A 24,116-nucleotide genomic window follows, 5' to 3' on the forward strand; every position below is an offset into this window, starting at 1 on the left:
GGATTGGTCCTCATCGGCCTTGACGGTCAAATTTCGGCTATGAATTCGCTGGCGCGGGACCTGCTTGCCACGCCGGACGGGATTTACATCGAAAGAAGAATTCTCAGCTTGCCTGACTCGGAAGATCGGGCGGGCGGTTTGGTGCAGATCGAACGGTCCGCCGGCCAGGCTCCGTTACTGGCGTGGGCGACACCATTGGTCAATGGTTCGCCTACGCCTACCTATCGGGCCGTGGCCATCGTCGATCCTGCCCGGCGGCAGCTCACTGCGTCCGCCGCGCTGGAAGCCACCTTCCGCTTCACGAAAGCGGAGATGCGGTTGGCTGAGCAGATGATGAATGGCAAGTCGCCCGCGGAAGCAGCGCAGGCGCTTGGCATCACCATTCATACTGTGCGCACTTATCTGAAGCGCCTCTATCATAAGGCGGGCGTGCGGACACAGGCGACGCTGGTGCGGAGACTCCTGCAGGCGGCTCAAGCCCTGCCCTCCTAACCGGCGCGGTCCCATATCCTTCTCCACCCGGTAAGGTATCGGCGCGCCCCCGTCAGGCCGTGCCTACAGGAACTCCTTGTGCAGCGTCTTGAGCGCCGTCGGGGTGACCAGGTGAAACCGGATCTGCAGACGCGTAAAGCGCTGTAGCGACACATGCATTTCGTCATTCGGAATGCGCGGGGAAGCGACGTCCAGGGCACCGTCCTGAATCCGGAAAGGCAGTACGCCCCAGTCCCGCATCACCTTCTGCGGCAGCGACCGGGCGACCCGGGGTGTGAGCGTGGGGGCGTGGATCTCCGCCAGCGGCAGGCATTGTTGAATGCCCAGCACCTGGTACAGCCGGGCCTCCGTCAGTAACCCGAGTTCCACCAGGTAGTTACCCAGCAGCGTGCCAGACGGGCGCGTGGTCAGGGCCATGTTGATATCCGCCTGCGAACAATCGCCCATGCTCACCAGCAGCTCCCCCAGCCGCCGCTTGTGCGGCATCAGCGCCTCCCTGCTGGGGTAGAAGTGCTCCGTCTTCAGCCAGCGCAGCGGCTCGCTCGTCCAGTAGTGCCGCACCCACAACCTCAGCGCCGACACCGTCGCGCCCGTATTAATCCAGTTGCCCCACAGCATCCTGGCCGGCACGCCCAGCGCGAATCCGAAGCCATAAATGCGCGCGACGGCCGCCATGCGGACCGTCAACCGGGCCACCAGCAGCGACGCGTTCACCATCAACAGGCCCAGCATGCCCGGCGTGGAATGCACCAGCAGCCGCAAGGGCCACGCCCGATGGGCCAGCGTGTTGCCGCACCACGAGGCGACACCGTAGGCCAGCAGCAGATTGCACAGCAGGCTCAACGGGTTACCCCAGATTCCCTTGCGATCGCGCCACAGAAACCAGCGTTGCGTCCACTTGCCGGGCAGGTCCCTTCCCCACCCGAAGCGCTCCCACGATTGCAGCGCGTTGCCGGTCACCCAGCGGCAGCGCTGGCGCATCGCCTGGGCCGAGCTGCGGGGGAAGTACTCCCTGGTGGCTAGGAGAGTACCACTGGCCTGCTCCAGGGGCAGCATGACCTGCCTGCAACCCAACCGGAACATGCGTAGCCCGTTGTCGTAATCCTCCGTCAGGGAAGTGGGGTTGAAGATGCAGTTCTGGCTCGCCTCCGCCAGTTTGTCCAGCGCCTCCCGCCGGAAAGCGGTTCCCACGCCACATCCGGGCAGGAATCCGCCCAACATGACGCGCGTCTCCAGATCTTTCCCCTGGCTTTCAGCGAAATCGTCGCAGTAGACGCCGTGCGTCCACTCAAGCACTCCGGTGGGCAGCGCCAGCACCGGCACCTGGATCATGTCGTATGTGGCGGAGTACTGGCCGATGCGGCGGAACGACTGGGGATGAATGAGATCCTCGGCGTCGTGCATCACCACCAGGTCGAACCGGCAGTCCTGCTGATCCTCGTGCAGCAGCATTCGCTGCCGGATCCAGTTGAGGCAATCCGCCTTGGAAGTCGGACCGTCGTGCGGGACCTCGGCCAGGTGAACCCGATGGTGCCGCGCGGCGAGGGCCAGGACGGCCGCGCGTGTGGCGGCGTCGTTCCTGTACACCCCGACAAACACCTCGTAGTTCCGGTAGTCGATCGCCGACAGGTTGTGGTCCAGCATCGGACCAATCACTTCGGCTTCCTGCCACAGGGGAATGTAAACGGCGATGGACGGATCAGCGGGAACAGGGGGGACCAGCGGGGCGGAGCGCAGCAACTTGCGCCACAGCCAGCAGGCATCCAGGACGAGATCGTCCAGCCCACTGGCGAGCAGATACAGGCCAAGCGGAAGCAGAGTGGCGGCGGCGAGACGGGCCAGACCCTGGTCTACAGAGCTAAGCCACACGTTCAGAATCTCAGGCACTTCTCCCAACTAGTGCCGGAAGGGCCCGAAATCTCTTACCTATTTCGCAACCGCCACTTCGAAAAAGAGCTACTTGGCGGCCGGGGCGCCTTCCAAGGTCTTCTTCTCGTGATAGTACTTGCCTACTTCTGTCAGGGCGGGAGCGTCCTTGGTGGGCTTCGCACCCTTCTCATGACAGGTTGCGCAGGGCTTCTTTTCCTTCTTTTGGTAAACCGGAGTAGCGGAAGAGACGCCCATGGTGGCAAAGATGGCGGCCACAAGCGTGGCAGCCGGCAGAATCAGACGGAGTGCTTTCATTTCAATCTCCTAAGTATGGCCGCGGCAAGCGGTCCACGCGGATTTTAACATTTCGCCCAAGGCCGATCCAGCCGGCCTCACACACCAGACCAGGCCCGTTACTTCTTCGGTGCACCCTCGAGGGTCTTCTTTTCCTTGTAGAATTTTCCAACTTCGTTCAGAAGCGGCGCTTCCTTCGTCGGAGCCTTGCCCTTCTCGTGGCACGTAACGCAGGGCTTCTTTTCCTTGCCGGCCATCTCCTTCGTCGCGAAAGAAATGCCACTGGTGGCGAGGAACGCGGCCACAAGCGTGGCGGCGGGTAGAATCAACCGAATAGCCTTCATAGACCTGAATCTCCTTAATAGTGCCGCTGGTCGCAGCACCCCCAATATATCACCGCTTTACAAGACGCGAACCGGGGTCAACCGGTTCCTAATGTGGATTGGGGGCGCTGGGCATCCCTTGAATTCGGTATGAATGATTTCTCTACAGTTGGCCACCTACAGCCGCGGCGGGGTCGTCACCACGATCGCCGTAGCCGGCGCCGTGCCCAGCGCCCGGTATCCATGCGGCTGCGACCCGTCGAAGTAGGCACTGTCGCCCTGCTTCATCTGGATCTCTTCCTCCGCATACGTGATCGCCAAGGAGCCATTCAGCACGTACAGGAACTCCGCCCCGTCGTGCACATGGTCGATGACATGCTCCCGCTCGCGCGGTTCAATCGTCGCCAGATAGGCCTGCAGGCTCTTCTCCTGCGTTGAGAAGGCAAGGCACTCGAAGAACCACGCCGGCGAGGGAGCATCCGCCCGGTCAGGGAACCGCATCCGCTCACCAGCCCGGATCACCGAGCACAGCGACCGCTTCGTCCGATTCGTAAAAAAATGGTCCAGCCCCACATCGAAGACCATGGCAATGCGCGCCAGGGTCGGCAGCGTCGGCACCAGCTTGCCGTTCTCCAACTGCGAAAGCATGGAGGCCGACAAGCCCGTATGCTTGCCCAGATCCACGAGACCGATCTTCTTCCTCAGGCGCAGGTGCCGCAGCTTGCGGCCCAGATCGTAAGAGGAGAGCACCCGTTGAACCGTTTCGGGCCCCGTCTCAGTGGATGCTGAATCTTGTTTTATCGGAACTGAATCCTCGACCACTCTGTTTATTTCCACTGAAGTTCATTTTAGCGATACACACAATCACACCGCAACTCCTGTTAGCTTGGAGTTGGTGGCCGGGCCGCAGTCCAGCTCGAACCCACCAGATTGAGGGCCCAGCTTGGATCGAATCTACAATCCCGTCTTTGCCGGCGTTCCTGACAGCACACTGGTCGCTCTCGCCCAGCGCGGCGACAACCAGGCCTTCACCGAACTAATTGAGAGGCACACCCCCCTTGCCAAGCGCATGGCGTTCTCGGTCCTGCGCGACGAAACGAATGCCGAGGACGAGGTCCAGAACGCGTTCTGGAAGGCCTACGAACATATCGGGCAGTTTCAGCAGGATGCGAAGTTTTCCACGTGGCTTTCGCGCATCGTGGTGAACGAATGCCTGATGCGCCTGCGCAAGGAACGCCGCATGCGGGTAATGTACCTGGACGACGGGCTCGACGGCGAGGAGACGGTGACCCTCGATTTGCCCGACCAAGCCCTGACGCCGGAGTCGGCGCTGGCCAAAACCGAGATCGGCGCGGTCCTGCGCGAGGAAATCCGCAAAATCCCCACGCTCCTGCGGGATGTCTTTATCCTGCGGGAAGTGCAGGAGTTATCCATGGATGAAGTAGCCGGGAAACTGGGCATCACGGTCGCCGCGGCCAAGAGCCGGCTGCTGCGCGCCCGGCAGGAACTGCGCGTCCGCCTCCACCGCCACTGCGGCCGCCAGGGCGCCGCCACTCTGACGGCTTAGCCGCCTGGAAGTAACTGATAATTCACCATCCGGCGGAGTTTCCTGCCCGCACAGTCATTCCTTGAATTACTGGATAGTGCTATATTGGGGCAGAATGCCAGTCCGGGCCTTGCGCGGAAGCTTCCGCATCCTTCGATGAAAGCCCGCGTCCCCCTCATCCGCGGCCTCGAGTCCTTCTTCGGTACCCGAGACGAGAACATTCGTCTGCTGGAGTCGGGCCTCTCCGTCACCACGCGCCTCACCCACGATGCGTTCGAGATCGATGGCGACGACGCGCAGGTGGCCCGCGCCGAGCAGATCATCAAAGAGTACGTCGCCCTGATGGAGGGCGGCACCAAACTCTCGGGCGAGGACGTCAACAGCTTCCTCAAGATCCTGGTCTCCGACTCGACGGCCAGCCTCAAAATGCTGTCCGACAGCGGCAAGTCCCGCAATTTCGGCAAGAAGCGCATCAACCCCAAGACCCCCAACCAGCGCGCCTATCTGGACATGATCGAACGCAATGACCTTGTGTTCGGCATCGGTCCGGCGGGCACCGGCAAGACCTACCTTGCCGTGGCGATGGCGGTCTCGGCCCTGCTCAACAAACAGGTGACGCGCATCATACTCACTCGTCCGGCGGTGGAAGCAGGCGAACGCCTGGGCTTTCTGCCCGGCACCCTCCAGGAAAAGATAGACCCCTATCTTCGCCCGCTGTACGATGCCCTCTTCGACATGCTGGACACGGAACGCGTGGAGAAGTCGCTGGAGCGCAACGTGATTGAAGTTGCTCCGCTGGCCTTCATGCGCGGCCGTACCCTAAACGACAGTTTCATCATTCTCGACGAAGCCCAGAACTGCACCGCGGAACAGATGAAGATGTTTCTGACGCGGCAGGGTTTCAATTCCAAGATGGTTGTGACCGGTGACTTGACGCAAATCGACCTTCCCCCGGGACGCCGCTGCGGGCTGAGCGAGGCCCTGGAAGTGCTCCGCGGCCTGGAAGGCGCCGGTTTCCTGTATTTCGACGAGCGCGACGTGGTGCGGAACCCCTTGGTGCAGCGCATCGTAAAAGCTTACGAAAAATTCGGTGAACAGAATGGCACGGGCCGTCAATTGTCCCTGAAGCTGGCTGACGGTCAGGTGCCGCCCGAAGAGCCGAAGCCCGGCGCATGAGCCCTGAGCCTTTATTGATCTTCGAGACGCGGGCGCGCGGCCTCCAACGCCGTGCACTCCAGAAGTACGCTTGGGAACTGCTGGAGAATCTCGCTCCCGGCCGCTCGTATTGCGCCCTGGTCACCGGCGACGAGGAACTGCGGCGGCTCAACCACGAGTTTCGCGGCCAGGATTACGCCACCGACGTCCTCTCCTTCCCTTCCGACAGTCCGGCCGGGCCGCTGGGCGACATCGCCATCTCCGCCGATCGCGCCGCCGCCCAGGCCGCCGAACACGGCCACGACACGCCCACCGAGATCCGCATCCTGCTGCTGCACGGCCTGCTCCACCTGCTGGGCCACGACCATGAGACCGACAAAGGCCAGATGCGCCGCCTCGAAGCCAAGTGGCGGCAAAAGCTCGGTCTGCCCACGGGCCTGATCGAACGCGCCAGCCGCCAGAGGGCAAAGCAGTGATCTTCCTGCTGGCGTTCATCCTCTCCTGCGCGCTCTGCCTGGTGAGCTTCATCCAGGTGCTCTACCTGGAATCGCTCCGCCTGCGTACTCGCGAATTTGAGTCGCTGGGCTACTTCAAAGAGACGTTGCAGGCGAAACTCGGCTACGAGACCGAGCAGGGCGCTTTCGTCTACTCTCTGATCAAGCACAGCCTGCTGGTCTTCTCCGGTTCGGCCTTCGTAGCCGCCGCCGCCACACGCGGCGAGGACTGGAAAGGCCTGCTGGAAGGCTTTGTGGTCGGCTGGCTGGTGATGATGATCGCCAGCTACATCATTCCGCAGGCGCTTTACCGCCGCTCCTCCGGCCACTGGGCCCTGCCGCTGGTGCCGCTGCTGTTGTTCCTGGCCCTGCTGTTCAAACCGCTGACGGCGTTCCTGGGGTTCCTGCAGTCCGTCTTCGAGTTGAGCGAGCCCGACTCCAACGAAGAGAAGCAGGACCCGTCCGAAGAGATTGAGGCGCTCATCTCCGCCGGCGAAGAAGAAGGCATCATCGAGAAGGAAGACTCCCGCCTCATCCAGAATGTCGTCGCGTTCGGCGACAAGCGGGTGTTGGAAGTGATGACGCCGCGCCGCGAGATTGTCGCCATCGAGGCGTCGGAACCCCTGCAGGCCCTCCGCAAACTGGTCAAGGAACAGCAGTTCTCGCGCATCCCGGTCTTCGAAGGCGACATCGACCACATCATCGGCTTCGTGCACGTGCGCGACCTGTATGAGCTGGACGACGAGCAGCGCAAGACGAAGACCCTGCGCGATCTCATCCGCGAGCTCCAACCCGTGCCCGAGATGAAGCCGGTGCCCAAACTGCTGCGCGAGATGCAGGAGCGCGGCATCCACATCGTCTATGTCGTGGACGAGTACGGCAGCGTCGCCGGCCTGGCCACCATGGAAGACCTCGTCGAAGAGGTCTTCGGCGAGATCCGCGACGAGCACGAACCGCAACACGACGTGGAGCGCGGCAACGATGGCTCCATCACCGTCTCCGGCTCGTTCGACGTCGATCACCTGCAGGAATACTTCGGCTACCGCCCCGGCGAGGGCATCCAGTCGACCACCGTGGGCGGCCTGGCCAGCGAATGGTACGGAGCCGTACCCGCGGTCGGCACTATAGTGGAACAGGACGGTCTGAAGATCGAAATCCTGGCCGCGGACGATTTCCGGGTCGACAAAGTCAGGATCCGGGCCGCTGATCCGGTGACGGATCCCGAAGTGGAAACCGCCTGAAACAGCCTCCCGTGCGCGAGGCAGAGATTGCATGAGTAAGAACAGAAGTAAGAGCAAACAGAAACACCGTTCCGGCTTCGTGTCGATCCTGGGCCGGCCGAATGCCGGCAAGTCGACGCTGCTGAATGCCCTGCTGGGCACAAAACTTTCGATTGTCGCCGACAAGCCGCAGACCACCCGCACCACGGTGCAGGGGGTGATGACGCTGCCCGAGGCGCAGATCGTCTTCGTCGACACTCCGGGCATTCACGAGGCGGACACCATCTTCAACCGCCGCATGATGGAATCCATCAAAGAGGCGCTGGAAGAGCGCGACCTGCTGCTGTACCTCATCGACGGTACGCGGCGCCCGGGCCCCGAAGACGAGAAGTCGCTGGAACTGATCAAGGACACCAACACCAAGGTGTTCGCCCTGTTCAACAAGATCGACCTGATCGAAAAGAAGAACGACCTGCTGCCGGTGATCGAGGCCTACAGCAAGCTGCGCGAGTTCACCGAATACTTCCCCATCTCCGCCGAGACCGGCGAGGGGCTGGAAGCGCTGCAGGCCGCCATTCTCGAGCAGATGCCCGTCGGCCCGGCCTACTATCCGGAAGACTACATCACCGATCAGCCGGAGCGCTTCATGGCCTCCGAGATCATTCGCGAGAAGATCCTGCTCACCACCCGGCAGGAGGTGCCTCACTCCGTCGCGGTGCTGGTGGACGAGTGGAAGGAAGAGGGCCGACTGACCCGCATCTCCGCCACCATCCACGTGGAACGGCCCGGGCAGAAGGCCATCATCCTGGGCGCGCGCGGAGCGCTCATGAAGGAGATCGCCACCGAAGCGCGTCTCGAGATTGAGAAACTGCTCGAGAAAAAGGTCTTCCTCACGCTGTTCGTCAAAGTGAATCCGAAGTGGCGCGAAAACGAATCGTTCCTGAAGGAGCTCGACTGGCGCGCAATGATCGGAGGAGAGGCCTCCACCTCTCCGGTTTCAGAGGATAATGAGGGGGAGTAGCGACATGCGAATCCTATCCCTGTTTCTCGTCTTTTTCTTCCTCTTCCAGTCGGTCGCCGTCTTTGCTGACGACAAGGTCAACGACGACACCATCTACAATGCAGTCCTTCGCAAACTGGCGAACGATCCTGATGTGAAGGGCGGCACGCTGACTGTGGAAGTGAAGCAAGGGACTGTGACCATCAAAGGCTCAGTGGAGAACGACAAGCTAAAGGCCAAGGCCGAGCGCATCACCAAAAAGGTAAAGGGTGTCAAAGGCGTGGTCAACGAGCTGGTCATCAAACCCCGCGGAGCTTAGCGTGAGTGCTGAGTTCGCCGTCCGCCCCGTGGGCTATGTCCGGTCTGAAGTCCTGGACAGGAAAGCCATGCCCACCTGGGGCGCCTCGGCCGCCGTCGAAATCCTGCCGGAATACGCCGATGCCCTGCTGAAGATCGAGAAGCACTCGCATCTCTGGATCTTCGGCTGGCTGGGCCAGGGCCGGGAGGAACGGCACGTCCTGCAGGTGATCCCGCGCGGCTGCCTCGATCGCAGCCCCAGCGGCCTGCACGGCGTCTTTGCCGTGCGCTCGCCCGCGCGGCCCAATCCCATCGGCCTGACCGCCGCCCGCGTGATCGCCATCGATGGCCTGACGCTCCGGCTCGACCGGCTCGACTTCATGGATGGCACGCCGGTGCTGGACATCAAGCCTTATCTCGCCACGCGCGACCTCATCTTCTCGGCCAACTACGGCCAGTTGGGCCAGGCCCGCACCCGCGCAGACCTGCGCGATTCCCTGATGACCCAGGCCGTCCAGTTTCACGGGCAGCGCAAAGGCGACCTGGCGCTGGCGGTGCGGATCATCGAACACTACCGGGCGACCCGCTTCGAATTGAGCGATCCGGGCCAGTATCCCGTCACCGCACCCATCGACCGGCCTGTCCTCCTGGACGGACTCATGGGCATCACCCGCTCGACGCCCGGCCGCGGCAGCCTGCAGTTTGGACCCTCGGGTTCGGTCCAGGTGGGCGGTGTCTCCTACCGTCTGATCGTCCCGGAGACAGCCGACGCGGACACGGTGCTGAATGCGCCCGAGGAAACGCTGTTCGCCGCTTCATGACCCGATTTTCCAGTTAATATTCAGTTGATGCGCTACGAAGAGCACCGGCCCAGCCCGGCTCTGTCTGCCGCCGTGGACTGCTACTGGAGCCTGGAAGGATCCGGCGACGGGTCCGTGCAACCCATCCTGCCCGACGGGCATTGCGAAGCCGTCTTTCATCTCGCCGACCCTCCGCAGCGTCTCCTGAGCGGTGGAACGGCCGCCCGGCAACCCCGCGGACTCTGGATCGGCCAGATGGAATCGAGCGTCCTGTTACAACCCGGTCCGCGCCTGAGGGTCTTCGGCATCCGCTTCCGGCCGGCCGGAGCCTGGATGCTCACCGGCTGGCATCAGGCCGAAACTACAGGCCACATCCTGCCGCTCGACGATGTCTGGGGGGCTCAACTCGGCGAGCTACTCGGCAATGCGCGCGGCACGGCGGAACGGATCGCGGTCGCGGATCGTTTCCTGCCGGCTCGCCTGCGCAAACCGGTCCCGGCGATGGTGGAGGCGGCGCTGCGGCAACCGCGTCTGCGTGTGGAGGAGATCGCCCGGCAGGCCGGCTGCAGCCGCAGGCAGTTGGAACGGCTCTTCCAGGCTCAAGTCGGACTGTCGCCGAAGAGCTGGACCCGGATCCGCCGGATGCAGCACAGCCTGCACCTGCGGCGGCTGCATCCGGGGTGGAACTGGGCGCGCATCGCAGCCGAAGCGGGTTACTTCGACCAGGCCCACATGAACAGCGATTATCTGTCCCTGGCGGGCGCGCCTCCTGCCCGGCTGGTAGAGAGCCTCCCCGGTATGGGAGAACATCTCGCGCGGCCGGACCGCTGAAAATGTCGCATTTTTCCAATGCGGCCCACGCGCGGGCCGCTAGACTACTGCTTATGCGAAAACTGCTGCTGCTTCTGCTGCCCGCCGCGCTCTTCGGAGCGGACGCGAATCAACTCGACTGGATGGCCGGCTGCTGGAGTTCGCAGGGCGGCCCTGTCCGGGTCGACGAGCAATGGACCCTGCCCGTGGGCGGCATGATGTTGGGGTTATCGCGAACCGTGAAGCAGGACAAGACCGTGTTTCACGAGTTTATGCGGATCGAAACCAAACAGGGTGCGGTCACTTATACGCCGCGCATCGGCTCTGCCCAGGCGCCGGTGGCGTTTACACTGATCAAACAATCCGGGGATGAAGTGGTGTTTGAAAACCTGGCCCACGATTTCCCCCAGCGGATCCTCTACCGCCGGACCCCCGATGGCCTGTTTGCCCGGATCGAAGGCGCCCGCAACGGCAAACAACAGGCCGTCGACTTCCCCATGCAGCGCACGCGCTGCGAAGCCCGTTAGCCCAGCCCCAGAACCCTGGAGATGACCCAGCCACTCAGCAATCCGCCGATGGCCGAGACAATCACGAGGTCCCGAATCATCTCTTTCATGGTGCTCATTTCCTTACTCCCTCTTGACGCTCACTTAGATATGCGCGTTCCAAAAGAGAAACAGATCAGGGCTCATGAAAAAATATTTACAGGCGCGAACTGACTAGCGCTTGCAGCGGAATCGGGCGCCGGAAGGCTATGCCAACATCTTCTTGACCACCTCGCCCTCCACGTCCGTGAGCCGGAAATCGCGGCCCATGTGTCGGTAGGTGAGCTTGGTGTGGTCAAAGCCCAGGCGGTTCATGATCGTCGCTTGCAGATCGTGGACGTGGACCTTGTCCTCCACGATATTGAAGCCGATGTCGTCGGTCTTGCCGATCACCTGCCCGCCCTTGATGCCGCCTCCGGCCATGAACATCGAGTAGGCCAGCGGATGGTGGTCACGTCCGGCGTTCTCCGGATCCTGGGTATTGCGGATCTCCACCATTGGCGTGCGTCCGAATTCCCCGCCCCACACGATCAGCGTCGAGTCCAGCAACCCGCGCTGCTTCAGGTCCTTGATGAGCGCCGCCGTGGGCTTGTCCGAGATGTCGCAGTTCTTCTTGAGGTCGCGGTTCAGGTAGGTGTGCTGATCCCACGATGCGTGCATCATCAGCACGAAGCGCACGCCGCGCTCCACCAGGCGCCGCGCCATCAGGCAGTTGGTGCCGAACTGCTTGGTCTTGGGATCGTCGATGCCGTACATCTCGCGGATGTGGGCCGGCTCCTGGGAAAGGTCAGCCATCTCCGGAGCCGCGCTCTGCATGCGGTAGCCCAGCTCATAGCTGGCGATGCGCGAGGCGATCTCCGGATCGCCCGTCTCTTCCATGTGCTCCTGGTTCAGGTCGCGGATGGCGTCCAGTGTGGCCCGTTGCGTCTGGGCCGCCACGCCCTCCGGATTCGACAGGTACAGCACCGGATCGCCTGAGTTGCGCAGCACGGTGCCCTGGTAGTGCGAGGGCAGGAAGCCGCTGGAGAAGTTCGACGCGCCGCCGCTGGTTCCGACACCCGAGGTGAGCACCACGAAACCCGGCAGGTTCTTCGACTCGCTGCCCAGGCCGTAGAGCGACCACGCCCCAATGGTGGGCCGGCCGATCTGGATGGAGCCCGTGAACAGCAGCAACTGGCCCGGATGATGGTTGAACGCGTCGGTGTACATCGACCGCACCAGGCAGATGTCGTCGGCGCAGGAAGCGATGTTCGGGATGTAGTCGGAGTACTCGATGCCCGACTGGCCGTAGGGCTTGAACGTGCGCGGGCTCGCCAGCACCTTGGCGTCTTTCTTGATGAACGCCAGGCGGAGCTGCGAGGTGAGCGACTCCGGCAGCGTCTGGCCGCTGATCTTCTGCAGGCCCGGTTTGGGATCGAACAGATCCATCTGGCTGGGCGCGCCTTCCATGAACATGAAGATGACGTTCTTGGCCTTGGCGGGCAGCGGAGGCAGCTTGGGCAGCAGCGGGTTGTCAGCCGGACCCGAGGCCGCGCGGCCTTCCGCGCCCAGCAGGTGGGCCAGGCCCATCGTTCCAATGCCGCAGCCGACTTCCCTCAGGAATCGCCGGCGGTCGCGCAGGGCTCGAAAGTCGTTTTCGTCGCGAATCATGGTGGCTACTCCCTGGTAATGAACTCTTCGAGATTCAGCACGGCCCGGGCGGCGGTGGTCCAGGCGGCGTTCTGCGGTTTCAGCGGCAGCAGGGCCGCGGCCTGCGCCTGATCCTTGGCCAGCGAGGTGGCCTGCTGGTCGACCAGCTTCTGGACGCGCTCCCGTTCGCGGGCGGAAGGATCGCGGCCCAGAGTGAGCGCGAACAGGTAGTCGATGCGTTTCTCGGGCTGCGCTTCCTGGTTGACCCGCAGGGCCAGCGCCTGGGCGGCCTCGTAGAAGACGGGGTCGTTCATCAGGTTCAGCGCCTGCAGCGGCGAGTTCGACTGGCGGCGGCGCGAGCACGAGACGTTCGAATCCGGCCGGTCGAAATTCATCAGCATCGGGTAAGGAGTCGTGCGCTGGAAGTGGATGTACAGGCCGCGCCGGTAGCGCTTCGCGTCCTCATCGTTCACCCATTTCACGCTGCCGGCATAGCCGAGCTCGGCTACACCCTTGGGCTGCGGCGGATGCACGCTGGGTCCGCCGATGTCGGGATTCAGCAGGCCGCTGGCCGCCAGGGCGGAGTCGCGAATGCTCTCCGCTTCCAGCCGCACGCGGGACTGCCGGGCGAGCAGGATGTTCTCGGGATCCTTCTCCTTCAACTCGGGCCGCACGCGCGAGCTCTGCCGGTAAGTGGCCGAGGTGACGATGGTGCGCAGCGCGTGTTTGACGCTCCAGCCGTTGTCGCGGAAGTCGCTGGCCAGCCAGTCGAGCAGTTCAGGATGCGACGGCTTGTCGCCCTGGGTGCCAAAGTCTTCTGATGTCTTCACCAGGCCGCGGCCGAAGACATCCTGCCAGAGCCGGTTGACGGTGACGCGCGCAGTGAGCGGATTCTCCTTCGAGACCAGCCAGCGAGCCAGGGTGAGGCGGTTCCTGGGCGCGCCGGCGGGCATCGGCGGCAGCGCGGCCAGCGTCCCGGGCTCCACTTCGACGCCGGGCGAGCGGTAGTCGCCCTTGATGGCGACGTGCGCGGGCTGCGGCGCGGCCAGTTCGGCCATCACATTGGCTTCGGTCAGCTTGGGCTGGCGTTCGTCCAGCCGGGCGATGCGGCGGCGCAGGTCGCGGATCCCCATCAGGCGATCGCGATCGCGATCCTTCAGCGGCCCGGTGTTGGCGATGAACCAGTGGAAGACGGCATCGGCATCGCGCTCGCTGCGCTGGGCCGGAGGAGTCTTGAGGATCTCCTGGAAGCGGTCGAACATGGTGATGACGGCCGAGAGCGAGAAGTCCCATTCGAGATCCTTGCCAGGGTTGTCCATGGCGGCCCGCATGTAGTTTTCCCACTCGGTCTGGAGCTCGTCGACGTCATAGATCTTCTTCAGTGACGCCACCTCTTCGAGGTAAGCCGGACGCGAGCGCATCCACGAGCCCAGCTCTCCGGGCATGGGCGCGTCGATGTCCACCTCATCGGCGCGGTTGAAGAAGGCGAACATCGAGTAATACTCTTTTTGGCTGATGGCGTCGTACTTGTGGTCGTGGCACTGGGCGCAGCCCATCGTCAGGCCCAGCCAGACCGTGCTGGCCGTATTGGTGCGGTTGATCAACTGGTCGAAACGGTTCTCCTTGCGATCGACGCCGCCCTCGCGATTGGTGAGCGAGTTGCGCTGGAAGCCGGTGGCGACCAGTTGCTCAGTTTGCGGGCGGGGCAGCAGATCGCCGGCCAGTTGCTCGATGGTGAACTGGTCGAACGGCGTATCGCGGTTGAAGGAGTCGATTACATAGTTCCGCCAGCGCCAGGCGTAGGGGCGGACCACGTCCTTCTCATAGCCATCGCTGTCGGCATAGCGAGCGAGGTCGAGCCAATGCTTTGCGCGTTCTTCCCCGTAGTGGGAGGAGGCCAGCAGGCGGTCCACCTGGCGCTCGTAGGCGTCGGGGCGATTGTCGGCCAGGAACTCCTTCACCTCTTCCGGCGTAGGAGGCAGGCCGGTGAGGTCTAGCGACACGCGGCGCAGCAGGCTTGTTTTGGAAGCTTCGGGCGAGGGCGTGAGGTTCTCAGCCTCCAGGCGGGCCAACACGAAGCTATCTATCGGGTTGCGGGCCCAGGTCCGGTTGCGGACATCCGGCAGGTCGGGATGGCGGATGGGCTGGTACGCCCAATGAGCGGGCCGGGCTGCTTTCGCGGTTTTCGCCGTGCGCGGCCACTCGGCGCCGGCGTCGATCCACGACTTCACGATGGCCACTTCGGCTTCGGTCAGGGGCGCGCCCACGGGCGGCATCATGAAGCCCTTCTTGGTACTCGCAATACGCTGGAAAAGCTTGGATTCGCCGCTCTTTCCGGCCACGATGACAGGACCCGAGTAGCCCCCCGCCATGGCCGCGTCGCCGTCATCCAAACGCACGCCGTTCTGCGCTGTTTTGCCGTTATGGCACATCAGGCATTTGCGGGCGAAGACCGGCTGTATGTCCGCTGAGAAATCGGGCTTCGTCTGGGCAGACGCAGCACCAGCCGCCACAATGGCGGCCCATAGAATTCGGGCGCCCCTCATATGCTCTGTATTCTATACCCGGAGCGCTTGAAGATCAGGCCCTGGGCAAAGCTATGATGACTTCATGTGTCTCTTCCGACATGCGGCTCTGATAGTCCTCACCTGCCTCGCGGCAGTGGGGCAGACGGGCATCGAGGGCAGTTGGGAGGGGCCGGTCCAAACGCAACGCGGCCAGGTCCGCCTGCGGGTGCATGTCACGAAAGCGGCCGATGGTTCGCTCAGCGCGAAGATGGATGTCCCCGAACAGGGCGCCTTCGGCCTGGCGCTGAACTCCGTCACGTTCGCCGAGGGCGTTTTTCATTGGGAGATGAAAGCGATCAACGCCAGCTTCGACGGGAAAATGGCGGAGGCCGGCAGTGAGATCTCCGGCACTTTCAAGCAGGGGTCGGAGCAGCCTCTAGCGATGAAGCGGATCCAGGCTCCGGCCGGCCGTCCGCAGGACCCCAAACCGCCGCTTCCTTATAAGAGCGAGGACGTCGCGTTCCCCAGCAAGGCGGAAGGCGTGACGCTGGCCGGAACGCTCACCCTGCCGCAGGGCAAGGGCCCGTTTCCGGCGGCGATCCTGATCACCGGCTCCGGCCCGCAGGATCGGGACGAAGCCCTGATGGGCCACCGGCCTTTCCTGGTGCTGTCGGACTACCTGACGCGCCACGGCATTGCGGTGCTGCGTTACGACGACCGCGGCGTGGGCAAGTCCACCGGCACGTTCGCGAATTCGACGACCACCGACTTTTCCCGCGACGCGGAGGGCGCTCTCGACTACCTGCGCAAGCGGCCGGAGCTCAACCCGGCCCGCATCGGCCTGGTGGGCCACAGCGAAGGCGGCATCATCGCCCCGATGGTGGCTGCCCGGCGGCCCGAAGCGGCGTTTGTCGTCCTGATGGCGGGCACGGGCGTGCCCGGCGCGGAAGTGATGCTCCTGCAGGCCGAGCGGCTCAACGCAGCGGCCGGCGTCGCCAAGGAAGTGACTGACCAGAACACAGCGCTGCAGAAGAAAATCTTTGCCATCCTGCGGGAGGAGAAGGACGACCAGGCCGCCCAGGACAAGCTGAAGGAAGCGCTGGCCGGCATTCCCGGCGTGGAGGCCCAGGCCCGCGGCTTCCTCTCCCCCTGGATGCGGGAGTTCGCCTCCTACGACCCCGCCCCTACCCTGCAAAAGTTGCGCTGCCCCGTGCTGGTTCTGAACGGAGAGAAGGACCTGCAGGTCATTGCGGACCAGAACGTGCCGCCGATCGAAGCGGCGCTCAAGAAGGGCGGCAACAAGGACTTCCGCATCGTCCGCCTGCCCGGGCTCAATCATCTGTTCCAGAATGCGAAGACGGGCCTGGTGCAGGAGTACGGCCAGATCGACGAAACGCTGGCGCCCGTCTTTTTGGAGACAATGACCACCTGGATTCGCCGGCATACCGGCCTGGAGAAATAGTCATGAGAACCGTCCTTGCGTTGCTCGCCTGCGCCGCCTGCGCTCACGGCGCAATGAGCAAGCACGTGGCCAGTTACGACATCAAGGCCACGCTCGACACCAAGTCGCACATCATCACGGGCCGCGAGGTGCTGACGTGGGTGAACGACTCGCCGGACACCGTCCCCACGCTGCGGTTCCACCTCTATATGAACGCGTTCGGCAACTCGAAGAGCACGTTCTTCCAGGAGTCGGGCGGGCAGTTGCGGGGCGACAAGTTCAAGGGCGATGAGTGGGGCTGGGTCGACATCCGGAAGATGGAGCAAGGCGGCGCCGATCTCACCAGCGCGATCCGGTTCGTTCATCCCGACGACAACAACGCGGACGACCGCACGGTCATCGAAGTCCTGCTGCCGAAGCCGGTGAAGCCGGGCGAGACGATCCAGGTCTCCATCGCGTTTGAGACCAAGATGCCCATGGTCTTCGCCAGGACCGGCTTCCACAAGGACTTCTACCTGGGCGGCCAGTGGTTCCCGAAGATCGGCGTATGGGAGACCGCGGGTTTCCGCTACTCCACCGAAGGCGCCTGGAATTGCCATCAGTTCCACGCCAACAGCGAATTCTTCGCCAACTTCGGCCGGTATCATGTCGAGCTCACCGTCCCGTCGGAGTTTGTGGTGGGCGCCACCGGCGAGTTGAAGGGCAAAACGGACAGCCGCGGCCGCAGCACCTATACGTTTGAGCAGGAAGACGTCACCGATTTCGCCTGGACCGCGCAGCCGACTTACCTGCGGGAAGAGCGCATGTTCCTCGCCGACAAGGAGACCACGCCGCAGGAGGTGGCCGCCGTCGCGAAGCTGCACGGAATTCCCGAGAGCGAGGCGCGCCTCAGCGACGTAAAAATGATCGCGCTGGTCCAACCCGAGCATCGCGAGCAGATGGAGCGGCACTTCGCCTCGCTGCGGGCGGCGTTGAAGTGGTTTGGCCTCTGGTATGGCCGCTACCCGTATAAGACGATTACCGTGGTCGATCCGCCGGCCAACGCGGGCGGCGCAGGCGGCATGGAGTATCCCACCTTCATTACCGCCGGGACGTCGTGGAAGCTGCCGCCGGAGTCCCACATCCTGGAAGAGGTGACCGTCCACGAGTTCGGGCATCAGTTCTGGATGCAACTGGTGGCGACGAACGAATTCGAGGAGTCCCCGCTGGACGAGGGCTTCAATACCTACTCGACCTCGAAGGTGGTGGACAAGGTCTATGGCGGACTGGGCGAACTCCCCATCCGTCTGCTGGGGGTGAATATGTGGAAGTTGATGAACTTCCCGGGCATTAGCGACAGCACCCTGAACCGCGCGCAGTTCCTGGTTTTTCCCGCTGGCGACAACATGTTGCGTCCCGCCTGGCAGTATTACGACTCCACCAGCTACGGCATCAACTCGTATTACAAGATGGGCGTGACACTGGACACGCTGGAAGCACACCTGGGGCACGACACGATGGCCCGCGTGATGCGCACCTACCATCAGCGCTGGCGCTTCCGCCATCCCACGGCGCGCGATTTCCAGAAGATAGCCAACGAAGTGTCAGGGGAGAACCTGGACTGGTTCTTCGACCAGTTCTTCTTCGGCAACCGGCAGTTGGACTACAGCGTGGGCGACGTCCTCAGCAAGGAGCTCCGGACGCCCATCGGCGCGCTGGAGAAGAGCGGCAAGCGCGTAGTGGTCAACCGCAAGGAGGCCGACGCTCAGGATGACAGGAACGACGACAACAAGGCGTACAAGAAGCAGTACGAGTGCACGGTGAAGATCAGGCGGTTGGGCGACGCGACGGTGCCGGTGGACGTGTGGATTCACTTCAAGGACGGCGGCACGGAAAAGCGCACCTGGGACGGGCAGTACCGCTGGGTGAAGTACACGTTTCTGCGCGGCACTGAGATCGACTGGGTGCAGGTGGATCCGGAGCGCAAGTACAAGTTGGACGTCAGCTACGCCAACAACAGCTGGCAGGAGGATTACAACAAGCGGCTCAGCACCAGTTGGACGATGCAACTCCTGTTCTGGATCCAGAACCTCTCGCTGTGGATGACTTCGTTCGCGTAAGGAGAGACGCCATGACGGTATTTCAAGCAATTCGTGGCGCCGCCGGGCGCGTTTCCCTGCGCAAGCGGATGATGGTGGGCTACTGGTTCTTTCACACGATGATGGCCGCGTTCGTGGCGGTGCCGCTGATGGGCGTCGCCATCTCGAACCTGGGCCATAGCCGCTACGGCGCCGAACTGATGCGGGGCTTCGACATCAGTTGGCTGTTGGAGGTCTATTTCTATCTGCAGGGCGGCCCGATCGGCGCCATTGTGCCCACGGTGGTCCTGGCCGTGCTGCTGCTGTTCCTGGGCAGCATCTTCCTGGCCGGCGGCGCGGTGAAAATGCTGGTCTACGATGGCCCGGACTATTCGCCGCGCATGTTTTACGAAGGCTGCGGGCGCTACTTCTGGCGCTTCCTGCGGCTCGCACTTTACTCGATCTTCTTCTATGCCATCGCCATTCTTGTCTCGCGGCTGCTGCGCAAGCTGGTGGAAAAGGCGTGGGGCGAAGGAATGGAAGATCACCAGGCGACCATCGCCGGCTGGGTGGTGAGCGGATTCGTCCTGCTGCTGTACGCCCTGGTGAGCACGGCGATGGACTATGCCAAGGTCCGGCTGGTGGTGGACGACAGCCGCAAGAGCCTGCGCGCAGCGTTCGGCTCGATGCGCCTGGTGTTGACGCACCTGGGCAAGACCATGGGCGTCTGGCTGGTGCTCACGGTCCTGCTGGCTCTCTTCGCCGGGCTGTACCTGCCCGTGTCGAACTGGCTGCAGGGCGGCGGGGCCGCGAAGATCCTGACTCTCATCGTCCTCCAGCAACTCTACGTCTTCAGCCGCGTCTGGCTGCGCATGATGGCCTGGGGTTCGGCTGCGGAATTGGATCCGTTCGTGCGGCCCAAGCCGCTGCCTCCGCCGGAACCGGTCTATGTGCCGGTGGCTGTTGAGCCGGAGCCGCCGGAGTTCTCGGCCGGCGCCGAAGCCGAACCGGAAGTCTAGAATAGAAGCTCCATGAGCATGAGACGACGCTCCTTTCTCGGGGCGCTGCCGGTCGCGGCGGCGGCTGCCCCCAGTGCCCTGCCCCTGCTGCGGCCCAAGGTCCTGAAGCCCGGCGACATGGTGGGGCTGATCACTCCATCGACCTATGTCTCCGATCCGGATCGCCTGCTGCTGGCGCGGCGGACGATTGAGTACTTCGGGTTGAAGGCGAAGTTCGGCCGGGCCGTGGGCAAGCGCGAGGGTTATCTGGGCGGACCCATCCAGGACCGCGTGGACGACATCCACCGCATGTTCCAGGATCCGGAGGTCAAAGCGATCTTCTGCATCCGCGGCGGCTATGGCGCGGCGATGCTGCTGGACCGCCTGGACTACGACCTGATCCGGCGGAATCCGAAGATCTTCCTGGGCTACAGCGACATCACGGCGCTGCACCTGGGGATCCATAAGAAGTGCGGACTGGTGACCTTTCACGGCCCGGTGACGCTGTCGAAGTTCACCGACTATACGCAGGCCAACTTCCGCAAGGCGCTGTTCGAAACGAAGCCGATGGGTAAGCTGACGAATCCGCCGGAGAGCAATACGCTACGGCCGCGGCATTTCACGCGCACGATGCAGGGCGGCAAGGCGAGCGGTCCGCTGGTGGGCGGCAACCTGTCGCTGATCTGCTCCACCATGGGGACGCCCTTCGAGATCGAGACCGAGGGGAAGGTGCTGTTCATCGAGGACGTCGACGAGCAGCCTTACAGCATGGATCGCATGCTGACGCACCTGCGGCTGGCGGGCAAGTTCAGCAAGATTAAGGGATTGGTGATCGGCGAGTGCGCCGACTGCTCGCCGCGCGACTACAAGCCGTCGTTCGACTCCACTTTCTCGCTGGGCGAAGTTTTGGATAACATTCTGGGGGATCTGAAGGTGCCCGTGGTGACCGGCCTGACCATCGGCCACACCGAGGATCAGTTGACGCTGCCGCTGGGCATCTCGGCTACCTTGGATGCCGACGAAGCGAGCCTGACGATCGACGAACCGGCTTTGACCGAATAGGACTTTATGCGATTTGCACTATTGCTCTCGTTTGTATGCTGCGCCGCCTTTGCGCAGGGACCCAAGACGGAACTGCTCTACCCCAATGGCGCGCCCGGCGCCATTGGGACCGAGGCGCTGGACCAGCCCTCCTTGACGGCGTACCTGGCTCCGAATCCGAATGGCGCCGCCGTGATGGTGTGCCCGGGCGGCGGGTATGGCGGGCTTTCGATGGAGAAGGAAGGCTCAGCCGTCGCGGAGTGGTTCAACTCCTTCGGCGTTTCGGCGTTTGTCCTGAAATACCGGCTGGGGCCGCGCTATCACCACCCGGTGATGCTGGATGACGCGCGCAAGGGCATCTCGATGATCCGCACGCGGGCGAAGGAGTTCGGCGTGGATCCCAACAAGATCGGTGTGATGGGCTTCTCGGCCGGCGGCCACCTGGCCTCGTCGCTGTCCACGCATTTCCAGGAAGGGGAACGGCCCGATTTCGCGGTGCTGGTGTATCCGGTGATTTCGTTCACCACGCGCTACACGCACAGCGGGTCGATGTTCAACCTGCTGGGAAATCCGCCCGACCCGGCTTTGGTGTGGGATCTTTCGAGCGAACTGAAGGTGACGGCGCAGACGCCGCCGACGTTCCTGTTCCATACCAGCGGGGACACCACCGTGCCGCCCGAGAACAGTATTCTCTACTACATGGCACTGCGTTCGGCGGGGGTTCCGGCGGAGTTGCACATCTACCAGAACGGTCCGCACGGCGTAGGTTTGGCGAAGCAGGATCCGGTTCTTTCCTCGTGGCCGGGCCGCTTGAAGGACTGGATGATGGTTCGGGGCTTGATCCCGGCGCCCGCGAGATAGAAGATAATGGCGTAACGCGGCTTTCACTTGAGCCGTCAAGGGAGGTGGGATGTCGCGCGCCTGGATTCTCGCTATTTGTCTGGCGCTGGCTGCCGGTGCCCAAGAGCAGCAGCAGCCGGATCCACAGACCACCCAACGGCCCGTGCGCCCCGACGTCAAGGAAGACGATCCCGGCCGGCCAGTTTTGCGTCGAGGCGGTGCGGCGAAGAAGCACGAAGAGGTGGCGCCGCCCGAGTCCACTTCCACCAATCCGGCTCCGGCCGCGCCAGCGCCCACAGCCGCCCGGCCCCCCGTGCGGGAAGTGGAAGTCGGCGAGGATGGGACGACGGAACGCGTGGTGACGGACCGCACCCGCCGCAGCACGGCGGATGAACTGGTGGAACGCGCCCGGGAAGCGGCCTTCGACTTCGACAAGAACCTGCCGAACTTCCTGTGCGACCAGTTGACCAACCGCTACCGCAGCAGGACCTTGAAGCCGGACTGGAAGTATCAGGACCGCGTCCAGGTGGAGTTGGTCTACGCCAACAACCGTGAGGATTACCGGAATATCCGCATCAACGGCAAGGCGGTCAAGAAAGGCAGCCCGGAGGATTCCGGCACCTGGTCATCGGGCGAGTTCGGGACCATCCTGATCGACGTCTTCCACCCCAACACGCGGGCCGTGTTCAAAGTGCGCGGCAGCTCGTTGGCGGCCGGCGTCGACGCCAAAGTCTACGACTACTCGGTGCTGCAGGAAAACTCGCACTGGCAGGTGCGCTTCGGCCGCACGGTGAAGCCGGCCTACAAGGGCGCGGTGTGGATCGACCCAAAGACGGCGCGCGTGCTGCGGATCGAGATGAACACGCGGCGGCTGCCGTCTGATTATGAGATCGACACGGTGGAGACCGTGGTCGACTACGGCTGGGTGAACATCAGCGGGCAGCGCTTTCTGCTGCCGGTGAAGAGTGAAAACCTGGCCTGCTTCCGCGGCGGCTTTGACTGCGTGCGCAACGAGATCGAGTTCCGGAACTACCGCAAGTTCGCGGTCGAATCGCAGATCATCACCACCGATAGCGACATCTCGTTCCCCGAAGCCGAGGATCCGAAGAAAGAGAAGTCCGGCACGGCTCCGCCTTCCATCACTCCGGAGACGCCCAAGCCGAAGACGGATCCGAAGAAGCAGTTGATCAGCTTGTCGAACGGCATGCCGCAGCCGCAATGACTTCGGCCGTCCTGCTCCTGTTGGCGATGACAGCGGCCGATCCCGGCATTGAGAAGACGCGCACCTACGCCATGGAGTGGCTGAAGCAACTGCCCGACTTTCTGTGCGAGCAGTCCGCCCAACGGATGAAAGGCACCGGCCGGCGGGACGACTGGCATCTGGTGGATGTCATCGATACGGAAGTGAGCTACTCCGGCGGCAGGGAGCGCTACCGGCTGCTGAGGAAGAACGGCACGCCCGTGACCGGCGACCGCATGGTGGGCACGCGCAACATGGGATCGTCGGGCGAGTTCGCGACAGCGCTGCGCTATCTGTTCTCCCAGGACGTGGCGGCGGAGTTCAAATTCAAGGGCACCGACAAGGTGCGGAAGTTGAAACTGCTGCGCTTCCAGTACGAGGTGAAGCGCGAGAATTCACACTGGTCCATCGGGATCCAGTCGATGTATTCGCCTGGATACACGGGTAGCGTCTGGGTAGAAGAAGAGACGGGCCGGATCCACCGTCTAACTATGGAGACCAAGGACTTTCCGCCCGAATTCCCTGTGCGGTCGTCGTTTTTCCAACTCGACTACACAGAGGCCGTGATCGGGGGACAGTCCTCGCTCATGCCCAGCCTCAGCGTGCTGGAGGCCTGCGACCGGCTAGGTTTTTGCGACCGGAAAGAGATCCGGTTCACGAATTACCGCAAGTTCACCGCGGAATCCCAGTTGGTGCCGTAGGCGAAGGGTCCGGATGCGGCGCCGCGGTGACCACCGCGGGGGCATTGCGGCCGCAGCAGCGCTTGTATTTCTCGCCGGAGCCACAGGGACACGGGGCGTTGCGCGGAGTGGCTGACTCGGAATTGGGTTCGACCGTTCGATTCGGCCGCAACTCGACTACCTGGGCCGGCGCCTTCTTCGACGCCGCTTCGCGCAGTTTGCGCAGGCCCTGGCAGGCGCGCTCGTACTGGCGTTCGAATTTGGCTTCGTACGTCAAAAACCGGTTGAAGGCAGCCTCGGCGTGAAGCGCTTCGAAGGCGAGGGCCTGGAGCAACTGGGGTGAGGCGTCGGGGCGGGTCTCGGATAGCTTTGCGATGCGTTCGCAGAGGAGCAGTTCCTGGTGCAGGCGGACGCGGCGCAGGCGCCATTCGGCGTCGGCCATCTCGCGGACATAGCGCGCGGACGAGAGGTCGTCGACGGCGAAGTGGCAGGAGAGCTCCGCCAGCAGGTCAGCAAATTCGGCCGGATCGTCGCCGGGCAGCAGCACGGATTGCGAGCGGAATCCGTAGCGAAGGTTGTTGCGGGAAGAGCGCGCCTTGCCCTCTTCCGAGCGGGGTCCCGTGGAGCGAAGCGCGTTGGCGCGGTTCGCGTCGAGCTGAGCATTCGTAGCCATCTTTCAGTCCTCAATCTGTCCCATCAAAACTTCGGGCGGTTTTTGCCACCCTTATTTTCATTATCCGGACGCCCCGCCAAGCTTTTCCCGCCAAGCGATTGATTCAGAAGGAGTAAATTGTTGAAATGGCAATCCGGCGGATCCGCGGTTCATGCTGCCGCCGGA

24 protein-coding genes are annotated in these 24,116 nt (G+C 63.2%); 17 read left to right on the forward strand and 7 right to left on the reverse strand.

The window, feature by feature from the left end; translation table 11 throughout:
* The first annotated feature begins 108 nt into the window (after nucleotides 1-108).
* Nucleotides 109-492, forward strand: coding sequence for a helix-turn-helix transcriptional regulator (locus tag IRI77_RS13990; protein ID WP_194452660.1), 384 nt, complete (start codon nucleotides 109-111; stop codon nucleotides 490-492).
* A 63-nt stretch (nucleotides 493-555) separates the two neighbouring features.
* Here IRI77_RS13990 and IRI77_RS13995 read toward each other — a convergent pair whose 3' ends face one another.
* The 4 genes from IRI77_RS13995 to IRI77_RS14010 all read right to left on the reverse strand — a co-directional run bounded on the left by IRI77_RS13995 (nucleotide 556) and on the right by IRI77_RS14010 (nucleotide 3,728).
* Nucleotides 556-2,379: a glycosyl transferase family protein gene (locus IRI77_RS13995; protein ID WP_194452661.1), complete on the reverse strand. Its 1,824-nt coding sequence runs from the start codon at nucleotides 2,377-2,379 to the stop codon at nucleotides 556-558.
* Between the two features lie 69 nt (nucleotides 2,380-2,448).
* Nucleotides 2,449-2,676 (reverse strand): hypothetical protein, encoded by a 228-nt coding sequence (locus IRI77_RS14000; RefSeq protein WP_194452662.1) that lies wholly within the window; start codon nucleotides 2,674-2,676, stop codon nucleotides 2,449-2,451.
* 98 nt (nucleotides 2,677-2,774) lie between these two features.
* Nucleotides 2,775-2,999 carry a hypothetical protein gene (locus IRI77_RS14005; RefSeq protein WP_194452663.1) on the reverse strand — a complete coding sequence of 75 codons (225 nt, stop codon included), beginning with the start codon at nucleotides 2,997-2,999 and terminating at the stop codon, nucleotides 2,775-2,777.
* Nucleotides 3,000-3,155: 156 nt separating this feature from the next.
* Nucleotides 3,156-3,728 carry a helix-turn-helix domain-containing protein gene (locus IRI77_RS14010; protein ID WP_228486739.1) on the reverse strand — a complete coding sequence of 191 codons (573 nt, stop codon included), beginning with the start codon at nucleotides 3,726-3,728 and terminating at the stop codon, nucleotides 3,156-3,158.
* 193 nt (nucleotides 3,729-3,921) lie between these two features.
* Between IRI77_RS14010 and IRI77_RS14015 the strand changes: the two genes are divergently transcribed.
* From IRI77_RS14015 to IRI77_RS14055, 9 genes are all read left to right on the forward strand, one after another.
* The gene (locus tag IRI77_RS14015) at nucleotides 3,922-4,545 is read left to right on the forward strand and encodes a sigma-70 family RNA polymerase sigma factor (RefSeq protein WP_194452664.1); all 624 of its coding nucleotides are present in this window, start codon (nucleotides 3,922-3,924) and stop codon (nucleotides 4,543-4,545) included.
* Between the two features lie 135 nt (nucleotides 4,546-4,680).
* On the forward strand, nucleotides 4,681-5,700 hold the full coding sequence (locus IRI77_RS14020; RefSeq protein ID WP_194452665.1) for a PhoH family protein: 1,020 nt from the start codon (nucleotides 4,681-4,683) through the stop codon (nucleotides 5,698-5,700).
* Nucleotides 5,697-6,155 carry an rRNA maturation RNase YbeY gene (ybeY, locus tag IRI77_RS14025; protein ID WP_194452666.1) on the forward strand — a complete coding sequence of 153 codons (459 nt, stop codon included), beginning with the start codon at nucleotides 5,697-5,699 and terminating at the stop codon, nucleotides 6,153-6,155. Before IRI77_RS14020 ends, ybeY begins: the two co-directional genes overlap by 4 nt.
* Entirely contained in the window at nucleotides 6,152-7,414 is a 1,263-nt protein-coding gene (locus tag IRI77_RS14030; RefSeq protein ID WP_194452667.1) for a hemolysin family protein, read from the forward strand. The genes ybeY and IRI77_RS14030 overlap by 4 nt, the downstream gene beginning before the upstream one ends.
* A gap of 31 nt (nucleotides 7,415-7,445) precedes the next feature.
* Nucleotides 7,446-8,414, forward strand: coding sequence for a GTPase Era (era, locus tag IRI77_RS14035; protein WP_194452668.1), 969 nt, complete (start codon nucleotides 7,446-7,448; stop codon nucleotides 8,412-8,414).
* Between the two features lie 4 nt (nucleotides 8,415-8,418).
* The gene (locus tag IRI77_RS14040; protein ID WP_194452669.1) at nucleotides 8,419-8,712 is read left to right on the forward strand and encodes a BON domain-containing protein; all 294 of its coding nucleotides are present in this window, start codon (nucleotides 8,419-8,421) and stop codon (nucleotides 8,710-8,712) included.
* Nucleotide 8,713: 1 nt separating this feature from the next.
* The gene (gene tsaA / locus IRI77_RS14045; protein ID WP_194452670.1) at nucleotides 8,714-9,511 is read left to right on the forward strand and encodes a tRNA (N6-threonylcarbamoyladenosine(37)-N6)-methyltransferase TrmO; all 798 of its coding nucleotides are present in this window, start codon (nucleotides 8,714-8,716) and stop codon (nucleotides 9,509-9,511) included.
* Between the two features lie 27 nt (nucleotides 9,512-9,538).
* A complete protein-coding gene (locus IRI77_RS14050) occupies nucleotides 9,539-10,321 on the forward strand; it encodes a helix-turn-helix transcriptional regulator (protein ID WP_194452671.1) in 783 nt (260 codons plus the stop codon).
* Nucleotides 10,322-10,374: 53 nt separating this feature from the next.
* On the forward strand, nucleotides 10,375-10,827 hold the full coding sequence (locus tag IRI77_RS14055) for a DUF6265 family protein (protein ID WP_194452672.1): 453 nt from the start codon (nucleotides 10,375-10,377) through the stop codon (nucleotides 10,825-10,827).
* A 225-nt stretch (nucleotides 10,828-11,052) separates the two neighbouring features.
* Here the strand turns inward: IRI77_RS14055 and IRI77_RS14060 are convergent, their stop codons facing one another.
* Nucleotides 11,053-12,495: a DUF1501 domain-containing protein gene (locus IRI77_RS14060; protein WP_194452673.1), complete on the reverse strand. Its 1,443-nt coding sequence runs from the start codon at nucleotides 12,493-12,495 to the stop codon at nucleotides 11,053-11,055.
* Nucleotides 12,496-12,500: 5 nt separating this feature from the next.
* Nucleotides 12,501-15,020, reverse strand: a complete 2,520-nt coding sequence (locus tag IRI77_RS14065; protein WP_194452674.1) for a PSD1 and planctomycete cytochrome C domain-containing protein — start codon at nucleotides 15,018-15,020, stop codon at nucleotides 12,501-12,503.
* A gap of 64 nt (nucleotides 15,021-15,084) precedes the next feature.
* On the opposite strand from IRI77_RS14065, the gene IRI77_RS14070 reads away from it, so the two are divergent.
* Genes IRI77_RS14070 through IRI77_RS14100 form a run of 7 tightly spaced genes read left to right on the forward strand, consistent with a single transcriptional unit; the run spans nucleotide 15,085 to nucleotide 23,299 of the window.
* Nucleotides 15,085-16,443 (forward strand): alpha/beta hydrolase family protein, encoded by a 1,359-nt coding sequence (locus tag IRI77_RS14070; RefSeq protein ID WP_194452675.1) that lies wholly within the window; start codon nucleotides 15,085-15,087, stop codon nucleotides 16,441-16,443.
* A 2-nt stretch (nucleotides 16,444-16,445) separates the two neighbouring features.
* The gene (locus IRI77_RS14075; RefSeq protein WP_194452676.1) at nucleotides 16,446-18,521 is read left to right on the forward strand and encodes a M1 family metallopeptidase; all 2,076 of its coding nucleotides are present in this window, start codon (nucleotides 16,446-16,448) and stop codon (nucleotides 18,519-18,521) included.
* 11 nt (nucleotides 18,522-18,532) lie between these two features.
* A complete protein-coding gene (locus IRI77_RS14080; protein ID WP_194452677.1) occupies nucleotides 18,533-19,498 on the forward strand; it encodes a hypothetical protein in 966 nt (321 codons plus the stop codon).
* A gap of 18 nt (nucleotides 19,499-19,516) precedes the next feature.
* Nucleotides 19,517-20,539 carry a S66 peptidase family protein gene (locus IRI77_RS14085; RefSeq protein ID WP_194452678.1) on the forward strand — a complete coding sequence of 341 codons (1,023 nt, stop codon included), beginning with the start codon at nucleotides 19,517-19,519 and terminating at the stop codon, nucleotides 20,537-20,539.
* Between the two features lie 6 nt (nucleotides 20,540-20,545).
* Complete coding sequence (locus IRI77_RS14090) at nucleotides 20,546-21,379, forward strand: alpha/beta hydrolase (RefSeq protein WP_194452679.1); 834 nt, start codon at nucleotides 20,546-20,548, stop codon at nucleotides 21,377-21,379.
* 49 nt (nucleotides 21,380-21,428) lie between these two features.
* Nucleotides 21,429-22,580, forward strand: a complete 1,152-nt coding sequence (locus tag IRI77_RS14095) for a hypothetical protein (protein WP_194452680.1) — start codon at nucleotides 21,429-21,431, stop codon at nucleotides 22,578-22,580.
* Nucleotides 22,577-23,299, forward strand: a complete 723-nt coding sequence (locus IRI77_RS14100; RefSeq protein ID WP_194452681.1) for a hypothetical protein — start codon at nucleotides 22,577-22,579, stop codon at nucleotides 23,297-23,299. The genes IRI77_RS14095 and IRI77_RS14100 overlap by 4 nt, the downstream gene beginning before the upstream one ends.
* Here IRI77_RS14100 and IRI77_RS14105 read toward each other — a convergent pair.
* Nucleotides 23,271-23,951 (reverse strand): SEC-C metal-binding domain-containing protein, encoded by a 681-nt coding sequence (locus IRI77_RS14105; protein WP_194452682.1) that lies wholly within the window; start codon nucleotides 23,949-23,951, stop codon nucleotides 23,271-23,273. The genes IRI77_RS14100 and IRI77_RS14105 overlap by 29 nt on opposite strands.
* Between the last annotated feature and the right edge of the window lie 165 nt (nucleotides 23,952-24,116).

The organism is Paludibaculum fermentans (genome assembly GCF_015277775.1).
GTDB lineage: Bacteria > Acidobacteriota > Terriglobia > Bryobacterales > Bryobacteraceae > Paludibaculum > Paludibaculum fermentans.